Source organism: Acinetobacter sp. Li1LvA2 (assembly GCF_056156705.1).
Genome location: NZ_JBSICF010000002.1, coordinates 338,979 through 361,459 on the forward strand (window position 1 = coordinate 338,979; position 22,481 = coordinate 361,459).

Below are 22,481 nucleotides of genomic sequence, written 5' to 3' on the forward strand. Positions count from 1 at the left end.
CACCTAGATGTCCGCCCGAAGCCTATATGGTATTTATATAAAGTTAATTTTGGACTAGAAAATGAAAATCTTATTTCGTCGTAGTTTAACAACGCTTATGTGTGTTGGAGCATTAATCACTGGAACCCAGTCTTGGGCAGCAGATGCTAAGCAAACAGTGGCTACCAATGCGGAAATCAAGGCAAACGCTAAAGCGCAAGAAAAATGTACTAAACCGTGTAGCATGAACAATGATGAAAAAGGGCAACAAGACCAGATGCATCATGAGCATGGCAACATGGCAGATATGTCTCAAATGGATCACTCAAAAATGGGCGAAATGGACCATTCACAGATGATGAATATGGATCATTCTAAAATGATGAATATGTCTAATAAGTAAAAGAGTAAATATATAAGAGAATAAAGAGCACTGTTTTAGTAAGTATGCTTAAACAGTGTTCTTTGCGGAACCAATAAGAGATTAAGTTAAGAAAGCAGTAAAACTCTTGCATTTGAAACTTAAGTCTTCATCTTCCACTTGTCTGATTTCATAATTAACATTATCCCACTGATTTTTATGCTTTTCGATAATTAAAGAAGGGAATTGTTGAGAATTATTTCTAAAACTATCATTGAGACTTAAATCTGAAATATGGTTAAAGCATACAGTGAATTTTGGGGCTGAAAGATCATGTAGATCCTTAGATAGAATCAAAACAAGGTTGTAGCAATTCATTATAGGATCATGTTCTAGCTTGAATGTATCTACATGATCAAAATTAAAAAAATTCCCATTCATTTCGTCTAGGTCTAACATAATTATCCTTATTTTAAAGTAGTTGATGAAATATATTATTAAGTAGTGGTTCATATTAATTAAAGATGAGCTAATAATGAGTTTTTTACTAAATAATTAAATACTCTAATCTAATGAAAAACAATAATTATTTAACCGTTTTCTAGCCAATATCACATTGACACCCTAAACCTCTCCGATTATTCTTTGCCTGCTGGCCACATTGCCAGTCGGTTTTAGCAGACCGTTTTCATCTAGGACATCAAAAGAGCAATTTTTTGGTGTCGAACTCGTTCGTCTCCCTTCGTAGCGGTAGGACGGAGGAGGGACGCCCTCGGGCGTGCCGGTTCCTAGATGACTGGTCTGCTAACCCTTCTTCGTTCTGCCACCATAATCATTTAGCAGTGATTTGGCAGAACTTCTATTTCATCTAGGAGTCCGCTATGCGTACTAATTCTTCTTATTTCTTGGCCTTTGCCAAATTCTCTCTATTCATACCATTTAAACAGTTTTTAAAACGGTTTAATCGACTATAGGTTTTCTACACCTTTAGATCATTACGACTAAAAAATTATAGAAACAATAAAACCTGAGATAGGCGAGCACACCACTTTTGTGTCGTTTTCGTATGCCTGTTTTTAGCGCTCATTTTAAGAGTGATGGCATTTCTATCTGCTTTATATACAACAAAAATTTATTTTAAATAGTACAAATATGCCAAATTTAGAAGCTTCATTTAGAGCACTGAGAGTGCTCCACACAGCAAAAGACTTATTTAATCAATATGGGTTTTACATCGGGATTGACCGAATTGTTAGTGAGGCCCAAATTCCAAAAGCCACTTTTTACAACTGCTTTCCATCTAAAGCAAAACTTATTGAAATGTGTCTGACTTTTCAAAAAGATGCGTTAAAAGACGAGGTATTTTCTATTATTCATTCGTACCGTGAACTTATGGTTTTCGATAAATTAAAGAAAATTTTCTTTTTACATGCTGATTTAGAAGGGTTTTACCATTTGCAGTTTAAAGCCATTTTTGAAATTGAAAAGCTTTATCCCACCGCCTATAAGGTCGTCATTGACTATCGAAATTGGTTCATTAAAGAAATTTATAAGCTGATTTTAACCGTAAAAGTTACCGCTACACTTGAAGACGCCTACATGTTTTTATTTGTGATTGATGGGGCAATGGTTCAGCTTTTAAGTGAAGATAAGATCGATGAAAGAGATAAGTTATTAGAATATTTTATGTCGATGCTCGCTTAAATTTGCGAAAACTTTAATGCTTAAAGAAAAGCCCTCTGGTGAGGGCTTCTAAATTATCTAAAAGAAGGTTGGCTTAAGATTTTGTAGACTTTTTCTTTATATACATCATTTGAAATCACGCCTTTATCGCGCTGTTGTCTTAGCGACTTAAACTGCTGACCATTAATTTCTCTTTGAATGCCAACATTATCATGATTTCTAATGTAGTAAAGACTTCGCTCATGATCACTCATATTGACTGTTTCTTCAGTAGAGTAAGACGGCTTAGTTTCCTTTTCCTGATATTGTTTTGCAATTTCAAAAAAATCTACATTTTGATGATTAGTACCAGAATTAGAAAACTCTTTTGGTTGCCCATTAAATTTATGTTCTTGAGAATTTGCGTTTACTGCAAGCATGCTCTTATGCTGGTTAAAGTTAGGAGGGGTATATTCTTGTTTCATTTGAAATGTGTTTGTTTCAGAAAAAGCTACGGGAGAAAAAAGACTAATATTTAAAGATAAAAAAATTAATAACAATCTATTCATTTCTTTTGAAGTCCAATTGAAATTGAGTAAATCACTGTATTGTAACATTAAAGTTGATTTTTTTGGAGATTAAATTTTGAGTGGATTTGATCATCTAGTAAATAATAAGATCTATAGACGAGTGTAAAAGCCAAGTTGAGAAGGCTTTTTACACTCATTTTTTTAATGTTGTTTTGAGTATGCTTCTTTCAGTTTATCCAGAAAAATAAAGAGGTTTTGATTCATCTCTTGGTAATTGTGATTCCGTAATTCTTCACGACTATTCACGAATTTATAATGTTGAGCCTGATTTAACTCGGCTTCTGAGTGTTGAATCAGCAATTCAACAACTTCTGTAGTTAATTCCATGTGACATTGCAATCCATACACTAATTTTGAATATTCAATAATTTGTCTTGGACAACCTGCACTAAAAGCAATGATTTTTGCGTCGGGAGTTAAACCCGGCATATCATTATGCCAATGACCAACTTCGGTCATTTTTCCTAAGTGTGAAAACTTGGAGTTTGTTATGCCATATTCTGTAAGCATAATTGGAAATTTGCCAATTTCTCTTTCAGGGCTATGCTCAAATTTGGCCCCTAAAGCTTGGCCAATCAATTGAGATCCTAAACATACCCCAATAACTACTTTATTTGCTTCAATCGCTTTTTTAATAATTGATTGTTCAGCTAATGAATTAAAGTGAGGGCACATCTCTGGGCTCGTATCTGGATCTTGTGGACCACCCATCACAATAAGAAAATCTATATCTTCAGCAGAAGATGGCAAAGCTTCATTTAAATATACTCTTGAATATGTAATTTTGAAGTCATTATTTTGAGCCCATATTTCATATGCACCGGGTGCTTCAAAATCTTCATGAACAATAAAATGTAGGCGCATGTTCGTCCTCAAAATCTAAGCGTTAATTAATAGATCATTCGTTATAAGTCGAGGGTAGATTAAGAGCTGTAGGCTTTATTTAATACATCCAGTTTTTAAAAGTTATATGGTCCAGGTGTATGGATTTTATATGATTTAAATAGAGTTACTCATTTTATTAATGCGAGTTTTATAAAATTATTGTTAAGTATTGCTAAATAGTTTCGGTGTGACAATAGCTGTTCAATTTGTTAAGTTGTGTGGCTTTTATAACGGTAGTCAAAATTTATGAAGACATTTCTACTTATATCTTTATTAGGTTTTGGGCTGATTGGCTGTGCTTCATCTCCATATAATTCTCAAGAAAACTATTTAAATAACGCTCCAAATGTTCCAGTCAATAAGGCATTTAATAGTTTTAAAACACCTGAACATGGAATTTTTACTGATCAAGATGTCTATAATGTGCCAGAAAATTCAAATATGAATTTTCGTTACGAAGTCCCTTTTTAAAGAAAAATAAAAAATTAATTTAAACAAAGGTAGATCGGGATGACCTACTACCTTTGCTGGCTAGGGATAATCAGTGATTAATACCGCCTTCGGGTGGTTTTTTTAAATTTAAACTGTTAAATTTTAATTATTGAAAAAAGGTATTTTAAATGAAAAAATTCACTATTATTGCTTCTTTATTTTTATTAGTTGGGTGTGCGACTGGCCATAAACAGGTTGCACCTGTTCAAGTTACAGATAATAAAATTACTTCAGAAGCTGAAAAATATAAAAAGCAATATCAAAAGAAAATTTATAAAATATGGGATATTCCAGCGTCTTCAGCTGGTATGAGTGCAAGCGTTAAAGTATTTTTAACTGACAGTGGAGAAATTGAGCAAATCATCTTTTTAGATAAAGAAGAACAAAAATTTAAAACAAGTATTGAAAAGGCAATCTGGCGTGCAAGCCCATTTGCTTTGCCTTCAAACCCTGAAGTAAGAAAGCAAGCAAGAAAATTCAATATGAAATTTCAGGTTAAATAAGTAAGTTCTTCTTCAGCATGGGGAGCAAATTTAAAACTATTAATGTATATAAATTTGCTCTTTTATTTTATAAAACAGCGGAGGTAGTTAGTTAAAATTGTATATAGATTTCTTTCAAAATTAAAAGCAACATATTATCTTAAATTGAAAATAAGACAGTTGATGGAGAGGTAAACAAAATATAAAGATTACTTACATTGCTATCAAAACATAACATAAACAAAACTTTAAATAGGCCTTAAATTAATATAAAAAATTGATATGAGTCCTAAAATGTGACATGAAAAAGTATGAGTCAAGTAAGCAAACCCCATAGTGAAAGTAAGGCTACCTCAATTGTCGCATGGGGCATAATTTTATTTGGAATTGTTTTGGGAATAGCCTTTATTTTGTCATATGGGCAAGTTGAAACAAGAAATGATAATTTAGACATTATTCAAGTCTGGTCTAAAGAAATGGTTACAGTCGGTCTTTTCATTATATTTAATGGGCTACTTTTTGGTTACTTGCTTTTAAAAATTAGTAGTATTTTGAACCATCTTGAAAATACCAAAAACTAAAACGTATCCTAAAGTGTCAGTTACACAAATGATGATTGTTTAGGGTTGAATGTAGCCATTAATTATTTAAGCATGGAAAGACACAAGTTAAGTAGAGGATGAATCTCATGATAGATGAAGAAAAACCCTTAAATTTTGACGATGATGAAGAGCCTCTCGATTTTGCCGATGAAGAATTTATCGATGATAAAAAAGAGGATGAGTTATATAACAGCATCACCAAAGATGGCTCGAGTGTAGATCCGGCCGATGATGGTGAGCGTCACATTCGCCCTGAAGATGGTGATCCCATCGAAATTGAAGAATAATTTAAAGCCCAATTCAATATTGGGCATTTTTAATATTTGGGATTTCTAGTCAAACAGTACGCTACGTTCGAGGTTATTTAATCATTATCATTAATGACTCAAAAAATTGAGAACTAAGCAATGAGTGTAGAAGTAGGTACATATATATTTATTGAATGATTAATTCTCGAATTGAAGTAAAACTATGAGTATTTATATTTCTACATTTACCAACAAAATCAAAAATAAAGCACTTCCACCGGTCAATGATATTCTGCTCGCATTTAAGACTTTGAAAAATGTACCGGGCGGATTAACACTATTATCAAAAGTTGTTAGCCGAGTGGCTCCATATTTTCAGACTGTAAATCCAATGATTCAAAAATTAGATTTGAACGTGTGCGAAGCTTCAATCAAAAAAAATAAATCAATCGAAAATCATATCGGAACTGTACACGTTATTGCCATATGTAATGGGCTGGAATTTGTCATGGGTGTATTAGCTGAAGCATCAGTACCTCAACATTTAAGATGGTTACCTAAAGGTATGAGCGTAAATTATGTAGCGAAGGCAGATTCTGATATTAAGTTAGTAGCAACAATTGATGACGAGTGGAAAGTTGGAGATATGCAAGTAAAAGTTAATGCTTATAGAGCGGATGGGCAGCCTGTAGTTCAAGGGTATATTACGCTTTGGGTTACAGAGAAAAAGTAAATAACAGGGCATTAAATGCAAAAAATATTGGATTATCTCCGCAAATTTTTTACTGCTAAGTCTCAGCAAGATGCAGCAGCGGATCAGATTGCTACAGCAATTGATCATGGCGATGAATTGATAGGTGTCGCTGTTGATGAGATGTCTCTTAGCTTGGAAGGTGTAAACCTAATTTGTAATTTTGAAGGATTAAAACTTAGTGCTTATGACGATGGTACTGGGGTATGGACTATTGGATATGGCACGACGCGGTATCCTAATGGTCAGCGTGTAAGTGAAGGAGACCGATGCACACTTGAACAGGCTAAAGCTTATATGCAGCATGATTTAAAGATATTTGAACATGCAATAAATAGTTCGGTAACTGTGCCTTTAAAACAGAATCAATTCGATGCATTAGTCTCTTTAGCTTATAACATTGGAGTCGGGGCTTTTAAAAACTCGACCTTACTCAAAAATTTAAATTTAGGTAATTATAAAGAAGCTGCTAACCAGTTTGATGTTTGGATTAATGCTGGCGGTAAGCGGTTGCAAGGGCTGGTGAATCGTCGTGCAATCGAAAAGAAGTTATTTTTATCGTCAAAATAGTGCTTCAATTTTTATTAAACTTTCTCAAAAATCATTAAAAGCCCCAAATAATTAGGGCTTTTTTCATATAGGAGGTGAATAGATTAACTTTTATCACCTAAAGTGATTCTAAGCCGGTTTAAAGCCCCCATGAGCGAAATGCTGGTCGTTAACTCTACAATCTCTCTGTCACTAAAATATTCAGTTAAATGAGCTTTTACAGTTTCAATTTTGTCAGATAGAAAAGTGACTGCCTCCGCAAGTTCAAGAGCAAGATGTTGTTTCTTTGAAAAGGCATTCGAATGTTTATAGCCCGGAATTTTATCAATGACTTCTTGGCTTACTCCCATATCTCTTAATTCCTGAGCATGAAAAGCGCAGCAGTAAGCACAGCCGTTAATTTGTGACACATACAACTCAGCTAAAGCAATGATTTGAGGGTCGATGCCTGAGCTACGAATAGATGCATGTGCTGAGTACAAATGATTAATCGTTTTTTTAGCAACTTCTTTATATTCCATAATAAAGGTCAGTCTTTTCGTGATAAAAAACTATTATTTACCACTAGGTATAGATTGTAAATTAGGCACTATTTTGTTATATAGGTATATTTTTTATACCTAATTAAACAATGAAAGATAATATTTCTGGCTGTTCTGTAGAAGAGGCAATGACAGTATTGGGTGGTCGCTGGAGAATGTTAATTATTTCATTTCTCATCGAAAGACCTATGCGCTTTAATGAACTCAGACGCGCAATACCTAATATTTCACAAAGAATGTTAACTTTAGAATTGCGTTTTCTTGAAGAAGAAGGGTTTATTAACAGAGAAGTTTTTGCGGAAGTTCCTGTTAAAGTTGAGTACTCACTAACCGAAGATGGCAAGAAATTAAACAGTTTAGTTGATGTACTAAAAGAAGTAGGCACTTGGCTAAAAGTAAGATAAGGCTGGTTTATTTTATAGTTTGATTTACGTTGTTTCGGATCGTACCGAGATCACATGTCATCATTTGGGCAGGATCATTTATACAAATTTTAGGCATTAAAAAAGCCTGATGCTACGAATCAGGCTTCAGTATTCATCGACAATAGGAGTTGATGAACAAGACCAATCTAACAGACCTGATCTATAAAGGCAAACCGATGGCCGACCAGACAGTTCATATAAGTATAAGTTTTCTCAAATTTTAGGCATTAAAAAAGCCCTTGCTCGAAAGCGAAGGGCTTAGTCGTTCATTGATCTAGCAATGAACTATATAAGGCTCATCTCATACTAAGTTCAGTATATCTGAAATTGAAGCAACAAAGAAGAAAACATTCTAAATATCTTCATCACTCTATTTAAACTCAATTTATTCATTCCTATAGCAACTTACATGTTTGATAAATCAATACACAAAATTTGCACTTTGCATTTTTGAAGGCATGTTATTTGTGTGTAGCCCTAATTGGATCGGTTTAGGGAATAAACAATAGCCGTCTATAGATTATTCAAAATAAAGCTTTGTATGAATCAATTGAAGAGTGAGGACGCTAGAGGGAAGTAAGGAAGTAGAGATGAATTTGATTAGATTAGAAGAGCTTTCATTGGTAAGTAATGCTGTGTTGACACCCCAATTAAACAATTGGCCGTGTGTACGATCTGAAAATATGCGTGATGCTTCCTATAACAAGCCTAAAGATAACTTTTCGGAACAATCTGATAAAAAATTTTCTAAAGAATGGCTGAAACAACAAAAGAAAATACTTAAAAGTATTCCGAGTAATGCTGTTTTACTCAGCAAGAAAGATCCTATTTAGATGAGGTTTAAGGTACGTTTATAAAAAACGCATTACAAGGATGAGCATTTAGCTAAATAACTTTACGTAGGTGTGCTTGTTAGTCATAACTTAATCTAGTGATACTGGAAATATAAATAGCAAAACAATAAAAAAGCACTTCTGTAGAGGTAAATTTTTATGGCTAATCTTCATCAAAAAACACTTTTTGATATTTTGACTCAACATCAGGCCTATCTATATCGAGCATCATCAAGATCGGTCAACGAACTTCTCAATTTATTTAATTCTGAAACGGTTACCATGCTTGATAAGTTGGCTAACTTATTAGATGAGCTAAATGAAAAGGAAAAAGCAGCATTGGCTGGTGGAATTTATTCAACAGCCGATTTAAGAGAGATACGTGCGCTAATTTCTCAGTGGTTTAATTTGATTAATGAAGCTCTCACTGACACTTTTACAATTTCTGCTGTGGCATTGGCTTTCTATGAAGCCAGATATATGTCAAAAATTTTTGGTGGCCAACATAAAGAGTTAAAAGGCGAGCAACTCTATAAAGCTGCTAAACGTGTTCCTTTAGCGGGTGGAGCATTAGTAGATGAACTACTCTCTAAAATTGCTGAGCTAGCTCGTCAAAGAGTTGAATATGCGATTCGAGATGGGCTTAATATTGGTGCTACAACCCTACAAATTATTCAGCGTATTCATGGAACTAAACGTCTTAAATATGAAGATGGGCTACTCAATAGTACTAAAACAGATATTGAACGAACTGTACGTACAATTCGAAGCCATATATCTAATCAGGCATATTTAAATAGTTATAAACAATTAAAGTTTGAATATGTCAGATTTGTAAGTGTTCTTGATGGAAGGACATCGAAAACATGCGCTTCACTTGATGGTTCGGTATGGCAGCTTAACGATCCGGCAAAAAAAGTTCCTCCTTTACATCCGCATTGCCGCAGCATTTTAGTTCCAACTCTTGAGGATGGTCAGCTCGTTGGCAGTCGAGCTTTCATTATGGATGAAAGAAAATTTAAAGATATTCCTAAAGACGAGCGCGAACAATTAATTGGTCATCTAGATGCAAATACTTCTTTTAAAGAGTTTTTTAAACTGACAGATGATTTCTTTCAAAAAGAATGGTTAGGGCCTAAACGATATCAATTATATAAAGAAGGGCAATTCGATTTTGATAAGTTTTTTGACCCAGAGGGGCGCTTATATACGCTTGAGGAACTTAAAGAACTTGATGAGCGGGCTCTAAAATTTTTGGATTTGTGAGTGAGAGCAGAAGCATTTCAAATAGGATTTTTATCTTGAATAACTTTTTTATTTTTAACCAAATATACACACTTAAACAATTAGTTAAAAAAGTTTCAATAATCTAGCCAGATAGCATGTTAAGTTTTTCTCAATCATAAAAATTTAGAAAGGATTAAAACATGAAATTTTCCTACCAAGATCTTGCCGGAAATAATGTTGAAGTAGAGTGTGAAAGTTATACTCATATACCCTCAGGAACAGCAACAAAATCAATAGAAGGGGGGAATTATCATCTTAATGAAAACTTCAGTTTCTTTAAGAAAACTGAAGCTGATTCTATGCCCATTTATCGATTTGCAATTGATCGTAATTCTAATGTTTTTAATAGTGATGAGCTTCCAGCATTAGCTCAAATTGGTACAGACTGGAAAAACTTAGATTAAATTTTTACTCAAAATAAGACCCTCAGTTGAGGGTTCTATATTATTTGTATGAGTTATTTCTTTTTAAATACAAGCAATAAGCCTAGTAAAATTGCAATCATTCCAATTAAACCTGCCAGAGGTAATGTATTTTTTAAAATTAGAAAATCTAAGAGCGCAGTAACAATGGGAACCAAATAGAACAGGCTTGTCACGTTGACAATATTGCCCTGACTTAAAAGTCGATAAAGTAAAAGCTGCGCAACTACAGAAATTAAAATTCCAAGAAATAAGACCGAAATAATCAGTTGTGAATTCCACGTTATTTCAAAATGTTCAAAAGGAACTATCAATAAGCAAACTACAAGGCTAACTACATATTGTAGTGGTAAGACATCTGTCGGGGCCTGCTGAATGTTCTTTTGCATGATAGCCCCAAAGGTTATACAGATGAGGGCAGCCAAGGCAAAGAATATGCCGATTGGCGCAATAAACGACATCGTCAGGCTTTTCCAGACTAAAAGAATGAGTCCAGCTAAAGCAATGAGTAAACCGAAAAGCCTTTCTTTTTGTAAACTCTTTTCTAAAAGGCAAAGTGTTAAAATGGGTTGTATTCCCATAATTGTGGCCATCAAACCAGGCGTGACCCCATAAGCCATGGCTTTAAAATAGCAGATTGAATAACCTGCGATCATGAGTAATCCAGTTAATAAAACTTGCTTTCGGGTTCCCTGCTTGGGTAAAAGTCGTTTTCTAAAAATAGCTAGTAGCGACAGAGCAATTAAAGCAGTAGAAAACCGTAAAATTAGTAAGGCTATGGGTGAGGCATTATCGAGTCCCCAACGAGTAAAAATTGCGGCACTTCCCCAAAGTAAAACAAAAATAGATGTCGCACTTTGTGATGCAAGCATTTGTTTATTTAGGCGCATAAAACCTCCTCCTAGTGCGTAATACCTAAGAAATACGAAGTGATGAAATTGTGAGTAGGTGTCGCTATTAACGTGTTATTCAGACATTAACCAATTCACGGATAGCTTCTTTTAGAAAAATGAATTGTTTTAACTTCTTCTAATTTCAGTATGGGAGAGAGAATAGATAAAGAAAAGCGCATAATTCTTTTATATACTATTTGAAAATCGAATAGATAAATCGTAATGAATACAAAAAACTTACAGATTGATTGGTTAAAGTGTTTTGTCACAGTCGTTGATACAGGCTCATTGTCGAATGCAGCACCTGAGTTATATCGCTCACAGTCTGCGGTTAGCATGCAACTGAAAAAGCTAGAAGAAGCTCTCCATTGCCAACTTCTAATACGAACACATCGGCAAATTGAATTAACCTCACAAGGACAACTACTTTTAGGTTATGCACGCCGAATTCTCGACTTACATGCTGAAGCTCAAATGGCATTTCACGGAGATGAATTAAAGGGCCGTATACGTCTTGGGGTACCTGATGACTATGCTGCTAAATATTTAACGCCCGTACTTAAACGTTTTGCACCACGTTACGGAGGTGTTGAAATTGAATTGATCTGCGAGCAGTCGACTTCTTTAATTCCACGAGTAGAAAGTGGTGATATAGACTTGGCATTAATTTCAAGAGATAACGCTCGTCAAGGAACACTGTTATTTCATGAACCAATGGTATGGGTTGGTTCTCCACAATTTGAACTCTGGCGAGAAGATCCGCTTCCAATTGCAGTTTACGAAAGTACCAGCCAAGCCAAAAAGAGTGCTATTCATTCTTTGGCATTACAAGGGCGCCGTTACCGTGTGGTGTACAACAGTTCAAGTTTAGCTGGTCAGATTGCAGCAGTTGAAAGCGGTTTAGCAATCGCTGTGTTCACACAATGCAGTGCACCTGAGCATTTAACCATATTAGGTGCAGATCATGGACTTGGGCCATTAGAGCCGATGGAGGCTGCTGTTTATCGGAGTAGGTCTTCTTTAGAGTCAAAAGCTGTAGACCACCTATATGAATTACTCATTAAAACGCTCAGACACTCAGTTAATGTTTAATGACCAAATTTTAAGTTGACATTCAAAGGTGAAACTAAAGCGCTTTACATTTTTGCGTTAAATCTACAAAAAAGCCTAGAAACCTATGCTGATCGTAAAACTAATAAAAAGTATTTATTAACTCACTATCTGAATAATTCATGAGGTGAAATATGACAAAAATTATGGCTACCTTGGGTTTAGCTGCCATTATTTCTTTAAGTGTGAGTGCTTGCCAAGGTGAAAACGATACAAAGCAGCAAGATAAAACGACTACTCCTCATTCAATGGACAAAGATTCATAATCCAGATGAATTTCGAAACCCATCGTAAGATGGGTTTTTTTATATCTTTTTATTTTAATCTTAAAATGTGATTTGTAACTCGAAATATTTATTTTTAATGGCACTGTTCAAAATATGTTGACTAATATACTTGGTTTTAAATATATTTAATTCAACAGGAATCACTTTAAATATAACTCTATATTTAAAGTGAATTGGTTACACCATCAGATCAGAAATTTAACCTTTAAATTTGATTATAAAAATATTAATTAATCAAGGAGGTAGGTATGGACGCTAAATTTCATTCTGAAAATGAATATGGTTTTATTCTAGATATTCTGAACACTTATATGGTGATAAAGAAGACATTAAAAGATGATCATTATCCTTATGATTCATTTGGTTATCTTCTTGCTCTTTATCAACCGCTCAAAGTTTATATCCCTCAGCTTCCTCATCCAAAAATTTATATTGAGATTGGTGGAATTTCATATGACAGAATGATTGTTGGGCAAACAGAGGATGAGACAGAAGCCATAAATATTTTATTGAATTTAGGCCAACTTGTAGCTTAACAATTAAGTTATATTTTAATGCTGGGTTTAATTTACTTAAGAAACATGCTTTCTTAAGTAAATTCATGACAAAACTAAAGGCTATAAATGGTTGTTGCAAAAGAGAACCTAAAGAAATTCTTTGCAGATACATTTGCAATGGTTCTATTTTCGTTAGCCATAGGTACTTTTGTTGAACTAGTAATTACGGGTCTGACACTTGAACAAACATTTAAAATACATGCTACCGCAATACCTGTTTCTCTACTGATTGGTCGACCATATGGGTTTTATCGCGATTGGATTTTTAAAAAAATATGGGCAAGACATAAAACAGCTGTACAAAGCTTTTTGCTAGACACATTCGCTAATTTAACATTCCAGATTCCACTTTATATTTTGATACTTGCTTTTAATGGAGCAACTTTAGTGCAGATAGTTACGGCTGTCAGTTCTATTCTTTTAATTATTAGCGTTTCTGGAAGACCTTATGGAGTCTTTCTAAATTTTTGCCGTAAATTATTTGGTGCTTCTACATGACATGATTAAAGAAACTCTCTTATAAGATACAAAAAGCCACAAAAGCTAAATCTATAACTTTAAAAGAATTTGTTTATATAACTAAGAACATTAAAAATTAGGTCATGGTAATGAAAAAAATATTCTTAGCAACTTTCACTGGGTTGGCTTTATTGGGCAGTAATGCGGTATTAGCTAAACCCGATGCTACATTAATAAAAGAAGCGACAAAAAATGTAGTCACAGTATCTAAAGCAAAAACTTTGGCTGATGAATCTGGAGTAACTTTGACGGGTACGATCGTAAAGCATATTGCTGGTGATCATTTCGAGTTTAAAGATGCTACCGGTTCGATTGTAATTGATATTGATGATGACTTGTGGAAGCCTCTACAACTAAAAGCTGGGGATAAAGTGCGTATTGTAGGAGAGGTAGATACACATCGAGTTAAGCCTACCGATATTGAAGTTTTTAAGATTGAGCGTATTAAATAAAACTAGATTATTTATATCAATATTGTTCAAAGTAAAAAAAGAAAACTCCTATTTTAGGAGTTTTCTTTTGAAAGATAATAATTTTTATTATTGCGTTGCATTAAATGCCTCATGATAGTTTACATAGCCTTTAGCAAAATGACCTGAGAAGCTTAAGGCTTGGAAATACTCACTCGGTACATCAGGTAAAATTAGCTCAGGATAGTTTTTAAAACCAAAGCGGCTGTAATAGTTGGGATCACCTAATAAAACACATCCTTTTGCACCTAAGTTTTTTAATTTTTCTAGTGATTTATTCATCAGAAGGGAACCAATACCCAGCCCTTGTTTATCTGGATGAACTGAAATAGGGCCTAAACCATACCAACCTATTTCCCCTGAACTTATTTGAACTGGAGAAATAGCAACATGCCCGATAATAGAACCGTCTTCAACTGCCACCAGAGAAATAGTGAGTTGACCGTGGTTTCTTAAACTATTAACAATAAAATGTTCGGTATGACTCGTGTGCTCAGCATTTTGAAAAGCTGCTTTAGTTAGGTTTTCGATCGCTTCGATATCCTCATTTTGTTCATCACGAATAATAATATTCATTAAAAATTCTTCCAGATTTATTGATTAGCTATACGAGGTAACTTCTTTAGATAAGCTCTCTTCGTAGGTTTTTATTGAAATGTCTATAAACGAAAATTAAAAGTCTAGTTAGATTCTAATTTAAATAACTCAAGCATAACAGCTAGTCAAATAAGACTAATTCTATTTAGTTATTTTACCGTTCGTTAAATTGTTTTTAATTTTAATTATGTCATTCGTCAGAAAAATTGGATAACTATTTCATGTAATTAAAGAGATAAATTGATAAATTTATCTAAATCAATTTTGTTTAAAAATTATACTTATTGATAAAAAAGGCAACTTGGCTATATTCCATATCTATATTGCAAAATCAGCAATATATTTCTAGGATGGAATAAAAATGAAAAAAAGAGTAATAAAAATAGCAATATTGAGTTCATTATCTGTAATCACAAGCATGAGTTATGCGCAGGAATTTAAAAGATTCTCTGTCTCTGCTGGTTGGCTACATGTAATGCCACAGGGTAAAGCTAATCCATTTAATATTAATACCGCAGTTAAAAATGGAACAGAAGCTAAAGTCGGCACTATTTCAACAACAAGTTTTTTAAACTCTATTGATCCCAATGCCACTATGACTGATATGGGTGGAGAGGTTTGGAATTTAAAAGAAACCCTTACAGAGTTTCTAGCCCAACCCGAAATCCAAGAGCAACTTACCGATGGTAAGGGTAATATTCTAGCTGAAGTTGCTGGTACAGCACGAATTGAGGGATTGGAAAACTGGCAACAGCAAGATGCGGGACTAGAAGTCGATGATGTAGACACATTAGGTTTAACATTTAACTATTATCTGAATGACAATGTGTCTTTACAATTTATTGGCGGAATTCCACCTAAAGTTGATGTTAAAGGAAAAGGAGAGATCCTAGCACCGTTAAGTGGAATCGCAATGTCTCCTAATGACTTAGTGAAATACCTTTTCCCTGATGGCTTTACTTTAGGTCAGGCGATTCCTATTACCAACCTAGGCAATAAATCTAAAGCTGCAACTATTCGAGCATGGACGCCAACCATAGAAGCACAATATCAGTTTGGTAAAAGTGGGGTAAATAAGTTTAGACCGTATGTTGGAGTGGGTTTAATGTATGCTCATTTTAATGATATTAAACTCAACGATGGCATTCGTTCTGATTTAGTGTCTGCAGGCCATATGATCCAAAACGTGTTGGATGGCAAAGCTGGAGCGGCTTTAGACCGAAAAGAATCGAGTGGAAAAATGGTCGTTAATGTCGATGCAGATGATTCGATAGCGCCTATTTTTACCGCTGGTTTTACCTATGATTTTAATGATTCATGGTATACGGTAGCTTCTGTGTCTTATGCAAAGTTAAGTAACAATGCCCAAATTGATGTCATCAATCAAAATACGGGGACTCGCTTAATACATGCCACAACAAAAGTTGATATTGACCCACTGATTACCTATTTAGGGGTAGGTTATCGATTCTAATATTTTTTAAAAAAGGGTATCTCGGAGTTAATCATATTTAAACTTTGAGATACCTTATTTGTTACTAATTATAAAAAATAACTATTACTTGTTAAACTCATACATAAAGTAAAATTCTATAAAAAATATTTTAATATAATAATTTAAAAATATTTTTGAGGATTATAAATTGAAAAAAATCATTAAAACTTTATTGTTATCTACGCTAATTTCAACTGCATCATTCACAGTTTTAGCTAAAAATGTTGAGCAAAAAGTTAATTTTTTACAAGGTTCTACTCATACCACATTAACTGGAAAATTTCATAGTTATGATGATGTGAGATATAGAGTTTATGCAAAGAATGGTCAAATATTGAAATTCAATATTAATAGTCTTGGTAATTTAGCCTATGTTAATATTTTTGCCCCAGGTAAAAAGCCCGGCAAGGATAAGGCATTATTAATTGGTTCAACTGTAGGATCTAAAGGTGAACTTACTTTACCAGTTGATGGAGATTATATTGTTCAAGTTTATCAAATGCGAAATAGTGCTCGTAAAAATAAAACTGTGACATATAATTTAGAAATTGAAATATTAAATAAAGTAAAAAAATAATGGTTGCTAGAATTTACTAGTTCTCAAAAGAGAACTAGTAAATTTGAAAAAGACATCAATAAAGATTAATCGGCTAAAGAAAAAGACTCATGAATAGCACAACTTTCAACAAAAGTTTGATCATGTGAAATGAGTAATACAGCGCCTTCATAGCTTTGAATAGCGGTAGCTAATAGTTCTCTAGATTCAATATCTAAATGATTTTCTGGTTCATCTAATAACAAGAGTTCAGGGGTAGGATGTATCTGGCTAAGCGCCAATAAGGCTACTTTGAGTTTTTCACCACCACTGAGCTGAGATAAAAGTTGTGTACCTTTATCACCTCGAATTCGAAGTTGACCTAATAGATTTCGCCATTCTAGTTCTGAAAGCTCACTATTCATGTGGGTTAGATTTTCAATCACCGTCATTTCATCACATAAAAAGCTAAAGTTTTGGTCCAGATAAAAGCACTCTACAAATAAGTGAATGCTGTCACATGGCTGTTTGTTTTGAGCTTGAATTGCTTTGAGTAGTGTCGATTTACCAATACCATTTTGACCGGTTACGTGAATTTTTTCGGCTGCCTGTACCGCTAAATCTATGGGTTTTTGCGTTCCATATTTCAGTTTAAGTTTTTTAATGCGAAGAATTTCTCCAGATTTCTTGTGAAAAGTGGGGAAGACAAACTGTTGTGGCTTGACGGTTTCAAGACGCATTTTTTTGTCTGTTAAATCATTTTGACTGTTCGAAATTTGTCGTTGGTGCTGAGACTGTATAGCAGCAATACTTTGGCCTGCTTGTTCCTTTTTAAAGTCGAGCAAAATTTTGGCTTGAGAATTTGATTCTCTTAACTTATTGCCAGCACGTTCACGTTTTTGAGCTTTCATTAATACTTCATGCTGCTTTTGCTTCATGTGTTTAACGTCGCGTTGGCCTTGTTGAACAGATTGCTCTAAAGCTGCAACATGAATTTGGTACTGGCCATAAAATTTTTCATAGTTTCCCGTTGTGTGATGTAACCCATGTTCATTCAAATGATAAATATGGTCTACTTCATTCAGTAAACTACGATCATGACTAATGATAAGCGCACCTGCTGGGTGTTTCCTCAAATGATCAATTAACCATTTTCTAGATTGCTGATCTAGATGATTACTAGGTTCATCAAGTAGCAAGTAGTGATCTGATTTTAGAAATAAACAGCTTAATGCCAATTTGGTTTTTTGACCTTCGCTTAGATTTTTCACTGGAAAGTCTAAATCTGTTGGTAAACCCGCAGACTCCAATAAATTATTCCATAAGGTTGGCAGATCCCATTTACCGTCTAACAAATCATAATCATCGAAGTTAGCAACACCTTGTTCAACTCTTTTAAAAGCATGATAAACATCTAAGATATCTAATGCTTCGGCAATGGTCTGTGCTGCTAAACGATGCAACTGAGGTAAATATACATGCTTTACATGCCAAGATATTTGCCCAGATGTCAGAATTGAATCTGATTTAAGCGTCTGATTTAACATTTGCATAAGCAAAGATTTGCCTTGACCATTACGGCCAATTAAAGCAGATAATTGATGCGATTCAAGATTAAAATTTAGTTGTTGAAACATGACTTTAGATGGAAATTCTAAAGAGAGTTGTGATATTACACATGCCTGCTGAGTCATAAAAAAACCTCATAAATACAGGATGTACAAAATAGGAAAAGTAGTTTTAAGCAGAGACGTTAAATCACAAAAAAATAGTCTATTTTGCACATCAAAAAAAGAAAAATTGATGAGAAAAAAGACTTACTTCATTGGTGTGACTCACGAAATTGGAAGAATAAGAAACTATTCTAGCTGGATTTTTGATTAGTGTAAAATTTATGCAATCTATTTTGTTAAAAAACCCAATCGTTGGATTGGGTTTTTTTGCATCTAAAAAGTTTATTCTTTTACAACCAATACCTGAATTTTTGTACTGTTTAAAACATCTTGAGCAAAACTACCCAAAATAAGTTTTTGGAAGCCTTTGCGACCATGAGAACCAATCACAATCAAATCGGAACCTAAGCCTTCTACAGCTTTTAAAATACCATCTGAAGAAATTTCACCTTGGATGATTTGAGTTTCGGCATCAATACCTTCTTCGGCACATAAAGCTTTTACAGTTGCGAGTGTTTTTTCTGCATTTGCTCGTGCTTCAACAAAATAATCTTTTACAACAGGTGAGATGTAATAAAAATCTACACCGCTAAAAGGATCTACCGCAACTAAGCTAATAGCGGTCAATTTGCTCCCAAAAGCTTTTGCAATATGAGCTGCTTGTCTTGCTGCCGCTAAAGAAATTTCCGAACCATCGACTGGTACAATAATATGTTGGTAATTCATAATGTTATTCCTCTTATTTACAGTTGTTATATGTATGAAGCATTTATTAATTAAAGATTAACATATTTCATTCACGGTAAGCATCTATTCAGTCGTAGGAAAGAGAAATTAAATAAATTTATTTTAAATCATATGTTTGTGTTTATTTTTTTATTGATTGTGATGGCGTTTAGGTGGCATTGCTAAATAATCGACAATATTTACATGAAAATTACAAAAAATTACTATTCATATTTCTGTCATATAGAAACCGTATAACAAAATAGTGAATTAAGGGGAGAGAGAGGAAAATGGCTGATTTAACAGCAAAGAAAGTTAATAAACTTATTGAAGAGTTCCGTCAAACAGGCAAAGAACCCGAAAAGTTAGTTATCGGCTATAAAACTTATGCCAGACTGATGACCGAAGATAAATTTGCAGAAAAAGTTGTCCCTTCACTTGAAGATTCAAAAGAACGCTTATATAAAAATCTAAAAATTAAGCTCATCACTGAAAAACATTATTTTGAAATTAATTAAAAATTATGTGAATTTCATCACTTGTTATTAAAGCAAAGTAACACTAAATATATTTAATAACATGATTATTGTATGATGATACAAATTAATAGTGTAGCCAACATTTGAAAACAGCAATCGTTTATAAACTCGATAGAATAAATTGCTTTTATTTTAAGTAGTGGAATAAATTGAAATGCCGACATTCAGTGTAATTATATTTTATGTTTTAGCTATATTAGGCAGTGTAGCTATTGTTTATGCAATAGTCACTTTAAGTGTTTTTTTAATTGTTATTGGTTTAGCTCTATTATTTGCAGCATTATTATTAAAAAAAGAGTTTAAATTAGATATTTTATTTTGGAAATAAATATAATATGATTTTATATTTTAATTTCCTATAAAATTGTTCCAATAGAACTGAAATGAAAAAATTCAGTTCTAAAAATATTAGTTTTTTGATGAATATTGATGCAATAACGTTTTTTTGATCAGCATTATTACAATAAAATATAAAAGTAGAATATTTTAAATTTATTTAAGTATTTAAAAATAAAAAAGTTTCATTTAGGATAAAAGTAAAATTGTAAAAGCGTTTTTAGCTATTAAACAATAACAAAGCGAGGTGAGCATGACTTATAAGTATGAGTATGCAGGGTTCTGGTTAAGATTTGGTGCAATGATCATTGATACTCTTATTCTTTTTTTGGCTATTATTCCTGCAGCATGGATTTTTTATCAAGGGGATTACGACTTAGTCTTTGCCACAGGTTTAAGTACTAAGCCACAAAATTATTGGTTCGATTTGATCGTGAACTATGCATTTCCTTTATTGTATTCAGTTTTATGTTGGCTGTATTTTGCCGGTACTCCAGGTAAACGATTGATGCGATTAAAAGTTTTAGATGAAAAAACAGGTAATAAGCTAACAGTCACGCAGAGTATTATTCGATATGTTGGCTATATTCCGTCAATTTTAGTGTTTGGTATTGGTCTTTTTTGGGTCGCATTTGATGCTAAAAAACAAGGCTGGCATGACAAAATGGCAAAATCAGTGGTAGTAAGAGAGCTATAAAAATAAGATTGAAAAGCGTTCATGGCATTGAAAAAGGAGCTATGAACGCTTTTTTATTAACTTTTTTTGACCTTAAATTTAAGTACTAAAAACACAATAAGACCGACAATAAGTCCCCAAAAGGCTGAGCCAATACCAAAAAATTGAATGCCCGAAGCACTGCATAAGAAGGTAAATAATGCAGCTTCACGGTCTTCAACAGGGCCAAATGCAAGTGCAATGTTATGGCTAATGGTGCCAAGTAATGCGATACCAGCTAAAGCTACAATAAAGATATGGGGAAAAGACATGAGTAAGCTTGTGAGTGTTGCTGCAAATAGTCCCATCAATGCATAGAAAAAACCAGAACTCATGCCAGCAATATAACGTTTACTTGGGTCAGGATGAACTTGATCGTCAAGGCATACAGCTGCACTAATCGCAGCAATATTGACGCTGTAACAACCAAAAGGTGCAAGCAAAACTTGGGTTAAACCTGTCCAGCCAATGAGTTGGTTAACATGTGGTTTATAGCCATAACTTTTAATCATGGCAATACCGGGTAAATACTGCGAAGCCATACTAATCACAAAAAGAGGTAATGCTAATCCTAAAAGAGCCGACCAGCTAAAGACAGGACTAATCCAAACAGGTTTAGCCAAAGACCAGTGAAGTGTAGGCATATGAAAGTCTAAAAACACAGGGCAGAGCACAACACCAGCAAGAGCTGTGAACACGATGCTATAACGCGGCCATAATCTTTTTGTAATGATATAAATGACGAGCAAAGATAAAACGAATGCCCAATCATTTTGTAAACTGGCGAAAAGTGAAATACCAAATTTGAGTAAAACGCCTGCAAGCATGGCACTAGTTAAGCTTTGCGGAATATATGAAAGTGCTTTTTGAAAAATTCCAGAAAAACCTAAAATCGCTGTCAGTACACCAACCACTAAAAAAGCACCAATTGCTTCATTTATGCTATATCCACCGCCAGTTGCAATAATTAAAGCGAGACCAGCAGTTGACCATGCAGTTGCTACAGGGTATTTAAATTTCCACGAAAGAATAAGTCCTGATAAACCAAGACCCAAACCTAAAGCCCAAAACCATGAGGTAATTTGTTCAGGTGAAGCACCTAAAGCTTGAGCAGCTTGAATGACTAAAATGGCCGAAACACTAATACCTATTAAAAAAGTAATAAATCCAGCAAATACGGCTGGAATTGAAAAATCTTGAAGAATCTTTTGCATAACTAAATGTTCTAAATCCCTGAAAAATTAATATGTTTCTGCCTTTGTTTTCAGCAAGGTAAATCTAACAATTTTTTTAAAGAAGGTGCTTTCTATTTTTAACCTAAAATGGAAATAATATTTTTAAAATTTTGAATAATGATATTATTTCTTCCATAAATAACACTAAATTTGGAATATTGTTTTATGGAAGAGCAGGCTGAGAATTTATCACCACTCGAATTGAAAATTATGCGTGCATTACAAGAAAATGGGCGCTTAAGTAATGCCGAATTAGCTAAGCTTGTAGGCATAAGTACTTCATCTTGTTGGAATCACACACAGCGTCTTTTTAAGATTGGAGCAATTTTAGATGTACGCGCTCGGATCAATCCGAGCTTGGTGCAACGTGATACAGTAGTACTCGTTGGTGTGGTTTTAGATCGCTCCACGCCTGATAGCTTTCAGGCATTTGAACAAGCATCAGGTGATTTGGAAAATGTTCTAGAGTGTTATCTGGTGGCGGGAGAGGTCGATTATTTTCTAAAAATTCGTGTTAAAGATTTAGCTGCGTTTAACCGATTCCATAGTGAAAAGATTATTGCCTTACCTGGAGTAAGACAGGTCAGAACATTTTTTGTGCTCAATGAAGTTAAAACAGATGGCATGCTGGCATTTTAACAGCTCATCTTGTTTTAACTTTATAGTGCAAACGGATAGGTAAAG

The 22,481-nt window shown here is 33.9% G+C and carries 32 protein-coding genes and 1 pseudogene; 24 read left to right on the forward strand and 9 right to left on the reverse strand.

Features of this window, described 5'->3' with window-relative positions; translation table 11 throughout:
* Nucleotides 1-61 precede the first annotated feature (61 nt).
* On the forward strand, nucleotides 62-382 hold the full coding sequence (locus tag ACS604_RS06165) for a hypothetical protein (RefSeq protein ID WP_174730853.1): 321 nt from the start codon (nucleotides 62-64) through the stop codon (nucleotides 380-382).
* Nucleotides 383-463: 81 nt separating this feature from the next.
* On the opposite strand, the gene ACS604_RS06170 is transcribed toward ACS604_RS06165, so the two are convergent.
* Entirely contained in the window at nucleotides 464-799 is a 336-nt protein-coding gene (locus ACS604_RS06170) for a hypothetical protein (RefSeq protein WP_312823915.1), read from the reverse strand.
* 693 nt (nucleotides 800-1,492) lie between these two features.
* Between ACS604_RS06170 and ACS604_RS06175 the strand changes: the two genes are divergently transcribed.
* Nucleotides 1,493-2,044 carry a TetR/AcrR family transcriptional regulator gene (locus ACS604_RS06175; RefSeq protein WP_474770797.1) on the forward strand — a complete coding sequence of 184 codons (552 nt, stop codon included), beginning with the start codon at nucleotides 1,493-1,495 and terminating at the stop codon, nucleotides 2,042-2,044.
* Nucleotides 2,045-2,097: 53 nt separating this feature from the next.
* On the opposite strand, the gene ACS604_RS06180 is transcribed toward ACS604_RS06175, so the two are convergent.
* Both ACS604_RS06180 and ACS604_RS06185 read right to left on the reverse strand, forming a co-directional pair.
* Nucleotides 2,098-2,619: a hypothetical protein gene (locus ACS604_RS06180; protein ID WP_474770798.1), complete on the reverse strand. Its 522-nt coding sequence runs from the start codon at nucleotides 2,617-2,619 to the stop codon at nucleotides 2,098-2,100.
* A gap of 114 nt (nucleotides 2,620-2,733) precedes the next feature.
* Nucleotides 2,734-3,456, reverse strand: coding sequence for a type 1 glutamine amidotransferase (locus ACS604_RS06185; RefSeq protein WP_474770800.1), 723 nt, complete (start codon nucleotides 3,454-3,456; stop codon nucleotides 2,734-2,736).
* A 267-nt stretch (nucleotides 3,457-3,723) separates the two neighbouring features.
* Here ACS604_RS06185 and ACS604_RS06190 point away from each other — a divergent pair, with 267 nt between their 5' ends.
* From ACS604_RS06190 to ACS604_RS06215, 6 genes are all read left to right on the forward strand, one after another.
* Complete coding sequence (locus ACS604_RS06190; RefSeq protein WP_238612969.1) at nucleotides 3,724-3,948, forward strand: hypothetical protein; 225 nt, start codon at nucleotides 3,724-3,726, stop codon at nucleotides 3,946-3,948.
* A 149-nt stretch (nucleotides 3,949-4,097) separates the two neighbouring features.
* The gene (locus ACS604_RS06195) at nucleotides 4,098-4,472 is read left to right on the forward strand and encodes a TonB C-terminal domain-containing protein (protein WP_238612967.1); all 375 of its coding nucleotides are present in this window, start codon (nucleotides 4,098-4,100) and stop codon (nucleotides 4,470-4,472) included.
* A gap of 290 nt (nucleotides 4,473-4,762) precedes the next feature.
* On the forward strand, nucleotides 4,763-5,032 hold the full coding sequence (locus ACS604_RS06200) for a hypothetical protein (RefSeq protein WP_151963079.1): 270 nt from the start codon (nucleotides 4,763-4,765) through the stop codon (nucleotides 5,030-5,032).
* 107 nt (nucleotides 5,033-5,139) lie between these two features.
* Nucleotides 5,140-5,340 (forward strand): hypothetical protein, encoded by a 201-nt coding sequence (locus ACS604_RS06205; RefSeq protein WP_004791647.1) that lies wholly within the window; start codon nucleotides 5,140-5,142, stop codon nucleotides 5,338-5,340.
* A gap of 184 nt (nucleotides 5,341-5,524) precedes the next feature.
* Nucleotides 5,525-6,034 (forward strand): hotdog fold domain-containing protein, encoded by a 510-nt coding sequence (locus ACS604_RS06210; RefSeq protein WP_174731741.1) that lies wholly within the window; start codon nucleotides 5,525-5,527, stop codon nucleotides 6,032-6,034.
* 15 nt (nucleotides 6,035-6,049) lie between these two features.
* On the forward strand, nucleotides 6,050-6,622 hold the full coding sequence (locus ACS604_RS06215) for a lysozyme (RefSeq protein ID WP_174731737.1): 573 nt from the start codon (nucleotides 6,050-6,052) through the stop codon (nucleotides 6,620-6,622).
* Between the two features lie 83 nt (nucleotides 6,623-6,705).
* Here the strand turns inward: ACS604_RS06215 and ACS604_RS06220 are convergent, their stop codons facing one another.
* Nucleotides 6,706-7,122 (reverse strand): carboxymuconolactone decarboxylase family protein, encoded by a 417-nt coding sequence (locus ACS604_RS06220; RefSeq protein ID WP_174731734.1) that lies wholly within the window; start codon nucleotides 7,120-7,122, stop codon nucleotides 6,706-6,708.
* A gap of 110 nt (nucleotides 7,123-7,232) precedes the next feature.
* Here ACS604_RS06220 and ACS604_RS06225 point away from each other — a divergent pair, with 110 nt between their 5' ends.
* The 4 genes from ACS604_RS06225 to ACS604_RS06240 all read left to right on the forward strand — a co-directional run bounded on the left by ACS604_RS06225 (nucleotide 7,233) and on the right by ACS604_RS06240 (nucleotide 10,092).
* On the forward strand, nucleotides 7,233-7,547 hold the full coding sequence (locus tag ACS604_RS06225) for a winged helix-turn-helix transcriptional regulator (protein WP_174731731.1): 315 nt from the start codon (nucleotides 7,233-7,235) through the stop codon (nucleotides 7,545-7,547).
* A gap of 611 nt (nucleotides 7,548-8,158) precedes the next feature.
* Nucleotides 8,159-8,401, forward strand: a complete 243-nt coding sequence (locus ACS604_RS06230) for a hypothetical protein (RefSeq protein WP_174731728.1) — start codon at nucleotides 8,159-8,161, stop codon at nucleotides 8,399-8,401.
* 159 nt (nucleotides 8,402-8,560) lie between these two features.
* Nucleotides 8,561-9,667 (forward strand): minor capsid protein, encoded by a 1,107-nt coding sequence (locus ACS604_RS06235; RefSeq protein ID WP_174731725.1) that lies wholly within the window; start codon nucleotides 8,561-8,563, stop codon nucleotides 9,665-9,667.
* A gap of 161 nt (nucleotides 9,668-9,828) precedes the next feature.
* Nucleotides 9,829-10,092: a hypothetical protein gene (locus ACS604_RS06240; protein ID WP_004791659.1), complete on the forward strand. Its 264-nt coding sequence runs from the start codon at nucleotides 9,829-9,831 to the stop codon at nucleotides 10,090-10,092.
* Between the two features lie 53 nt (nucleotides 10,093-10,145).
* Here the strand turns inward: ACS604_RS06240 and ACS604_RS06245 are convergent, their stop codons facing one another.
* Entirely contained in the window at nucleotides 10,146-11,000 is an 855-nt protein-coding gene (locus ACS604_RS06245) for a DMT family transporter (protein WP_151963071.1), read from the reverse strand.
* Between the two features lie 225 nt (nucleotides 11,001-11,225).
* On the opposite strand from ACS604_RS06245, the gene ACS604_RS06250 reads away from it, so the two are divergent.
* The 5 genes from ACS604_RS06250 to ACS604_RS06270 all read left to right on the forward strand — a co-directional run bounded on the left by ACS604_RS06250 (nucleotide 11,226) and on the right by ACS604_RS06270 (nucleotide 13,928).
* Nucleotides 11,226-12,095 carry a LysR family transcriptional regulator gene (locus ACS604_RS06250; RefSeq protein ID WP_474770807.1) on the forward strand — a complete coding sequence of 290 codons (870 nt, stop codon included), beginning with the start codon at nucleotides 11,226-11,228 and terminating at the stop codon, nucleotides 12,093-12,095.
* 152 nt (nucleotides 12,096-12,247) lie between these two features.
* Entirely contained in the window at nucleotides 12,248-12,379 is a 132-nt protein-coding gene (locus tag ACS604_RS06255; protein ID WP_004643213.1) for a hypothetical protein, read from the forward strand.
* 269 nt (nucleotides 12,380-12,648) lie between these two features.
* Complete coding sequence (locus tag ACS604_RS06260; protein WP_049836941.1) at nucleotides 12,649-12,936, forward strand: hypothetical protein; 288 nt, start codon at nucleotides 12,649-12,651, stop codon at nucleotides 12,934-12,936.
* Nucleotides 12,937-13,023: 87 nt separating this feature from the next.
* Nucleotides 13,024-13,455, forward strand: coding sequence for an L-alanine exporter AlaE (alaE, locus tag ACS604_RS06265; RefSeq protein WP_474770811.1), 432 nt, complete (start codon nucleotides 13,024-13,026; stop codon nucleotides 13,453-13,455).
* Nucleotides 13,456-13,565: 110 nt separating this feature from the next.
* Nucleotides 13,566-13,928 (forward strand): NirD/YgiW/YdeI family stress tolerance protein, encoded by a 363-nt coding sequence (locus ACS604_RS06270; protein WP_107880893.1) that lies wholly within the window; start codon nucleotides 13,566-13,568, stop codon nucleotides 13,926-13,928.
* 87 nt (nucleotides 13,929-14,015) lie between these two features.
* Here the strand turns inward: ACS604_RS06270 and ACS604_RS06275 are convergent, their stop codons facing one another.
* Nucleotides 14,016-14,522 (reverse strand): GNAT family N-acetyltransferase, encoded by a 507-nt coding sequence (locus ACS604_RS06275; RefSeq protein WP_443273182.1) that lies wholly within the window; start codon nucleotides 14,520-14,522, stop codon nucleotides 14,016-14,018.
* A gap of 382 nt (nucleotides 14,523-14,904) precedes the next feature.
* Here ACS604_RS06275 and ACS604_RS06280 point away from each other — a divergent pair, with 382 nt between their 5' ends.
* The 3 genes and pseudogenes from ACS604_RS06280 (at nucleotide 14,905) to ACS604_RS06290 (ending at nucleotide 16,615) form a co-directional block, all read left to right on the forward strand.
* Nucleotides 14,905-16,017, forward strand: a complete 1,113-nt coding sequence (locus ACS604_RS06280) for an OmpW/AlkL family protein (protein ID WP_174732789.1) — start codon at nucleotides 14,905-14,907, stop codon at nucleotides 16,015-16,017.
* Nucleotides 16,018-16,065: 48 nt separating this feature from the next.
* Nucleotides 16,066-16,164 (forward strand): annotated as a pseudogene (locus ACS604_RS06285) (hypothetical protein); the annotation flags it as partial.
* Nucleotides 16,165-16,186: 22 nt separating this feature from the next.
* Nucleotides 16,187-16,615: a DNA breaking-rejoining protein gene (locus tag ACS604_RS06290; protein ID WP_151963069.1), complete on the forward strand. Its 429-nt coding sequence runs from the start codon at nucleotides 16,187-16,189 to the stop codon at nucleotides 16,613-16,615.
* 65 nt (nucleotides 16,616-16,680) lie between these two features.
* Here the strand turns inward: ACS604_RS06290 and ACS604_RS06295 are convergent, their stop codons facing one another.
* Nucleotides 16,681-18,267, reverse strand: coding sequence for an ATP-binding cassette domain-containing protein (locus tag ACS604_RS06295; protein ID WP_174732565.1), 1,587 nt, complete (start codon nucleotides 18,265-18,267; stop codon nucleotides 16,681-16,683).
* A 261-nt stretch (nucleotides 18,268-18,528) separates the two neighbouring features.
* Complete coding sequence (locus ACS604_RS06300) at nucleotides 18,529-18,972, reverse strand: universal stress protein (protein WP_004791681.1); 444 nt, start codon at nucleotides 18,970-18,972, stop codon at nucleotides 18,529-18,531.
* 290 nt (nucleotides 18,973-19,262) lie between these two features.
* On the opposite strand from ACS604_RS06300, the gene ACS604_RS06305 reads away from it, so the two are divergent.
* From ACS604_RS06305 to ACS604_RS06315, 3 genes are all read left to right on the forward strand, one after another.
* Nucleotides 19,263-19,490 (forward strand): hypothetical protein, encoded by a 228-nt coding sequence (locus tag ACS604_RS06305; protein WP_312823946.1) that lies wholly within the window; start codon nucleotides 19,263-19,265, stop codon nucleotides 19,488-19,490.
* Nucleotides 19,491-19,665: 175 nt separating this feature from the next.
* Nucleotides 19,666-19,839, forward strand: a complete 174-nt coding sequence (locus ACS604_RS06310) for a hypothetical protein (protein WP_312823948.1) — start codon at nucleotides 19,666-19,668, stop codon at nucleotides 19,837-19,839.
* 261 nt (nucleotides 19,840-20,100) lie between these two features.
* Entirely contained in the window at nucleotides 20,101-20,544 is a 444-nt protein-coding gene (locus ACS604_RS06315; RefSeq protein WP_174739733.1) for an RDD family protein, read from the forward strand.
* Nucleotides 20,545-20,600: 56 nt separating this feature from the next.
* Here ACS604_RS06315 and ACS604_RS06320 read toward each other — a convergent pair whose 3' ends face one another.
* On the reverse strand, nucleotides 20,601-21,776 hold the full coding sequence (locus tag ACS604_RS06320) for a benzoate/H(+) symporter BenE family transporter (RefSeq protein ID WP_474770816.1): 1,176 nt from the start codon (nucleotides 21,774-21,776) through the stop codon (nucleotides 20,601-20,603).
* A 186-nt stretch (nucleotides 21,777-21,962) separates the two neighbouring features.
* Here ACS604_RS06320 and ACS604_RS06325 point away from each other — a divergent pair, with 186 nt between their 5' ends.
* Nucleotides 21,963-22,436 (forward strand): Lrp/AsnC family transcriptional regulator, encoded by a 474-nt coding sequence (locus ACS604_RS06325; RefSeq protein ID WP_474770819.1) that lies wholly within the window; start codon nucleotides 21,963-21,965, stop codon nucleotides 22,434-22,436.
* Nucleotides 22,437-22,481 lie beyond the last annotated feature (45 nt).

Bases quoted from the DNA above. Each gene is read 5' to 3' on its own strand.
- ACS604_RS06315 (WP_174739733.1), top strand. From the start codon at position 20,101: ATGACTTATAAGTATGAGTATGCAGGGTTCTGGTTAAGATTTGGTGCA.
- ACS604_RS06235 (WP_174731725.1), top strand. From the start codon at position 8,561: ATGGCTAATCTTCATCAAAAAACACTTTTTGATATTTTGACTCAACAT.
- ACS604_RS06250 (WP_474770807.1), top strand. From the start codon at position 11,226: ATGAATACAAAAAACTTACAGATTGATTGGTTAAAGTGTTTTGTCACA.
- ACS604_RS06185 (WP_474770800.1), bottom strand. From the start codon at position 3,456: ATGCGCCTACATTTTATTGTTCATGAAGATTTTGAAGCACCCGGTGCA.
- ACS604_RS06320 (WP_474770816.1), bottom strand. From the start codon at position 21,776: ATGCAAAAGATTCTTCAAGATTTTTCAATTCCAGCCGTATTTGCTGGA.
- ACS604_RS06305 (WP_312823946.1), top strand. From the start codon at position 19,263: ATGGCTGATTTAACAGCAAAGAAAGTTAATAAACTTATTGAAGAGTTC.
- ACS604_RS06220 (WP_174731734.1), bottom strand. From the start codon at position 7,122: ATGGAATATAAAGAAGTTGCTAAAAAAACGATTAATCATTTGTACTCA.
- ACS604_RS06195 (WP_238612967.1), top strand. From the start codon at position 4,098: ATGAAAAAATTCACTATTATTGCTTCTTTATTTTTATTAGTTGGGTGT.
- ACS604_RS06245 (WP_151963071.1), bottom strand. From the start codon at position 11,000: ATGCGCCTAAATAAACAAATGCTTGCATCACAAAGTGCGACATCTATT.
- ACS604_RS06295 (WP_174732565.1), bottom strand. From the start codon at position 18,267: ATGACTCAGCAGGCATGTGTAATATCACAACTCTCTTTAGAATTTCCA.
- ACS604_RS06200 (WP_151963079.1), top strand. From the start codon at position 4,763: ATGAGTCAAGTAAGCAAACCCCATAGTGAAAGTAAGGCTACCTCAATT.
- ACS604_RS06215 (WP_174731737.1), top strand. From the start codon at position 6,050: ATGCAAAAAATATTGGATTATCTCCGCAAATTTTTTACTGCTAAGTCT.
- ACS604_RS06205 (WP_004791647.1), top strand. From the start codon at position 5,140: ATGATAGATGAAGAAAAACCCTTAAATTTTGACGATGATGAAGAGCCT.
- ACS604_RS06175 (WP_474770797.1), top strand. From the start codon at position 1,493: ATGCCAAATTTAGAAGCTTCATTTAGAGCACTGAGAGTGCTCCACACA.
- ACS604_RS06255 (WP_004643213.1), top strand. From the start codon at position 12,248: ATGACAAAAATTATGGCTACCTTGGGTTTAGCTGCCATTATTTCTTTA.
- ACS604_RS06165 (WP_174730853.1), top strand. From the start codon at position 62: ATGAAAATCTTATTTCGTCGTAGTTTAACAACGCTTATGTGTGTTGGA.
- ACS604_RS06210 (WP_174731741.1), top strand. From the start codon at position 5,525: ATGAGTATTTATATTTCTACATTTACCAACAAAATCAAAAATAAAGCA.
- ACS604_RS06275 (WP_443273182.1), bottom strand. From the start codon at position 14,522: ATGAATATTATTATTCGTGATGAACAAAATGAGGATATCGAAGCGATC.
- ACS604_RS06300 (WP_004791681.1), bottom strand. From the start codon at position 18,972: ATGAATTACCAACATATTATTGTACCAGTCGATGGTTCGGAAATTTCT.
- ACS604_RS06240 (WP_004791659.1), top strand. From the start codon at position 9,829: ATGAAATTTTCCTACCAAGATCTTGCCGGAAATAATGTTGAAGTAGAG.
- ACS604_RS06180 (WP_474770798.1), bottom strand. From the start codon at position 2,619: ATGTTACAATACAGTGATTTACTCAATTTCAATTGGACTTCAAAAGAA.
- ACS604_RS06325 (WP_474770819.1), top strand. From the start codon at position 21,963: ATGGAAGAGCAGGCTGAGAATTTATCACCACTCGAATTGAAAATTATG.
- ACS604_RS06170 (WP_312823915.1), bottom strand. From the start codon at position 799: ATGTTAGACCTAGACGAAATGAATGGGAATTTTTTTAATTTTGATCAT.
- ACS604_RS06260 (WP_049836941.1), top strand. From the start codon at position 12,649: ATGGACGCTAAATTTCATTCTGAAAATGAATATGGTTTTATTCTAGAT.
- ACS604_RS06190 (WP_238612969.1), top strand. From the start codon at position 3,724: ATGAAGACATTTCTACTTATATCTTTATTAGGTTTTGGGCTGATTGGC.
- ACS604_RS06230 (WP_174731728.1), top strand. From the start codon at position 8,159: ATGAATTTGATTAGATTAGAAGAGCTTTCATTGGTAAGTAATGCTGTG.
- ACS604_RS06310 (WP_312823948.1), top strand. From the start codon at position 19,666: ATGCCGACATTCAGTGTAATTATATTTTATGTTTTAGCTATATTAGGC.
- ACS604_RS06280 (WP_174732789.1), top strand. From the start codon at position 14,905: ATGAAAAAAAGAGTAATAAAAATAGCAATATTGAGTTCATTATCTGTA.
- alaE (WP_474770811.1), top strand. From the start codon at position 13,024: ATGGTTGTTGCAAAAGAGAACCTAAAGAAATTCTTTGCAGATACATTT.
- ACS604_RS06270 (WP_107880893.1), top strand. From the start codon at position 13,566: ATGAAAAAAATATTCTTAGCAACTTTCACTGGGTTGGCTTTATTGGGC.
- ACS604_RS06225 (WP_174731731.1), top strand. From the start codon at position 7,233: ATGAAAGATAATATTTCTGGCTGTTCTGTAGAAGAGGCAATGACAGTA.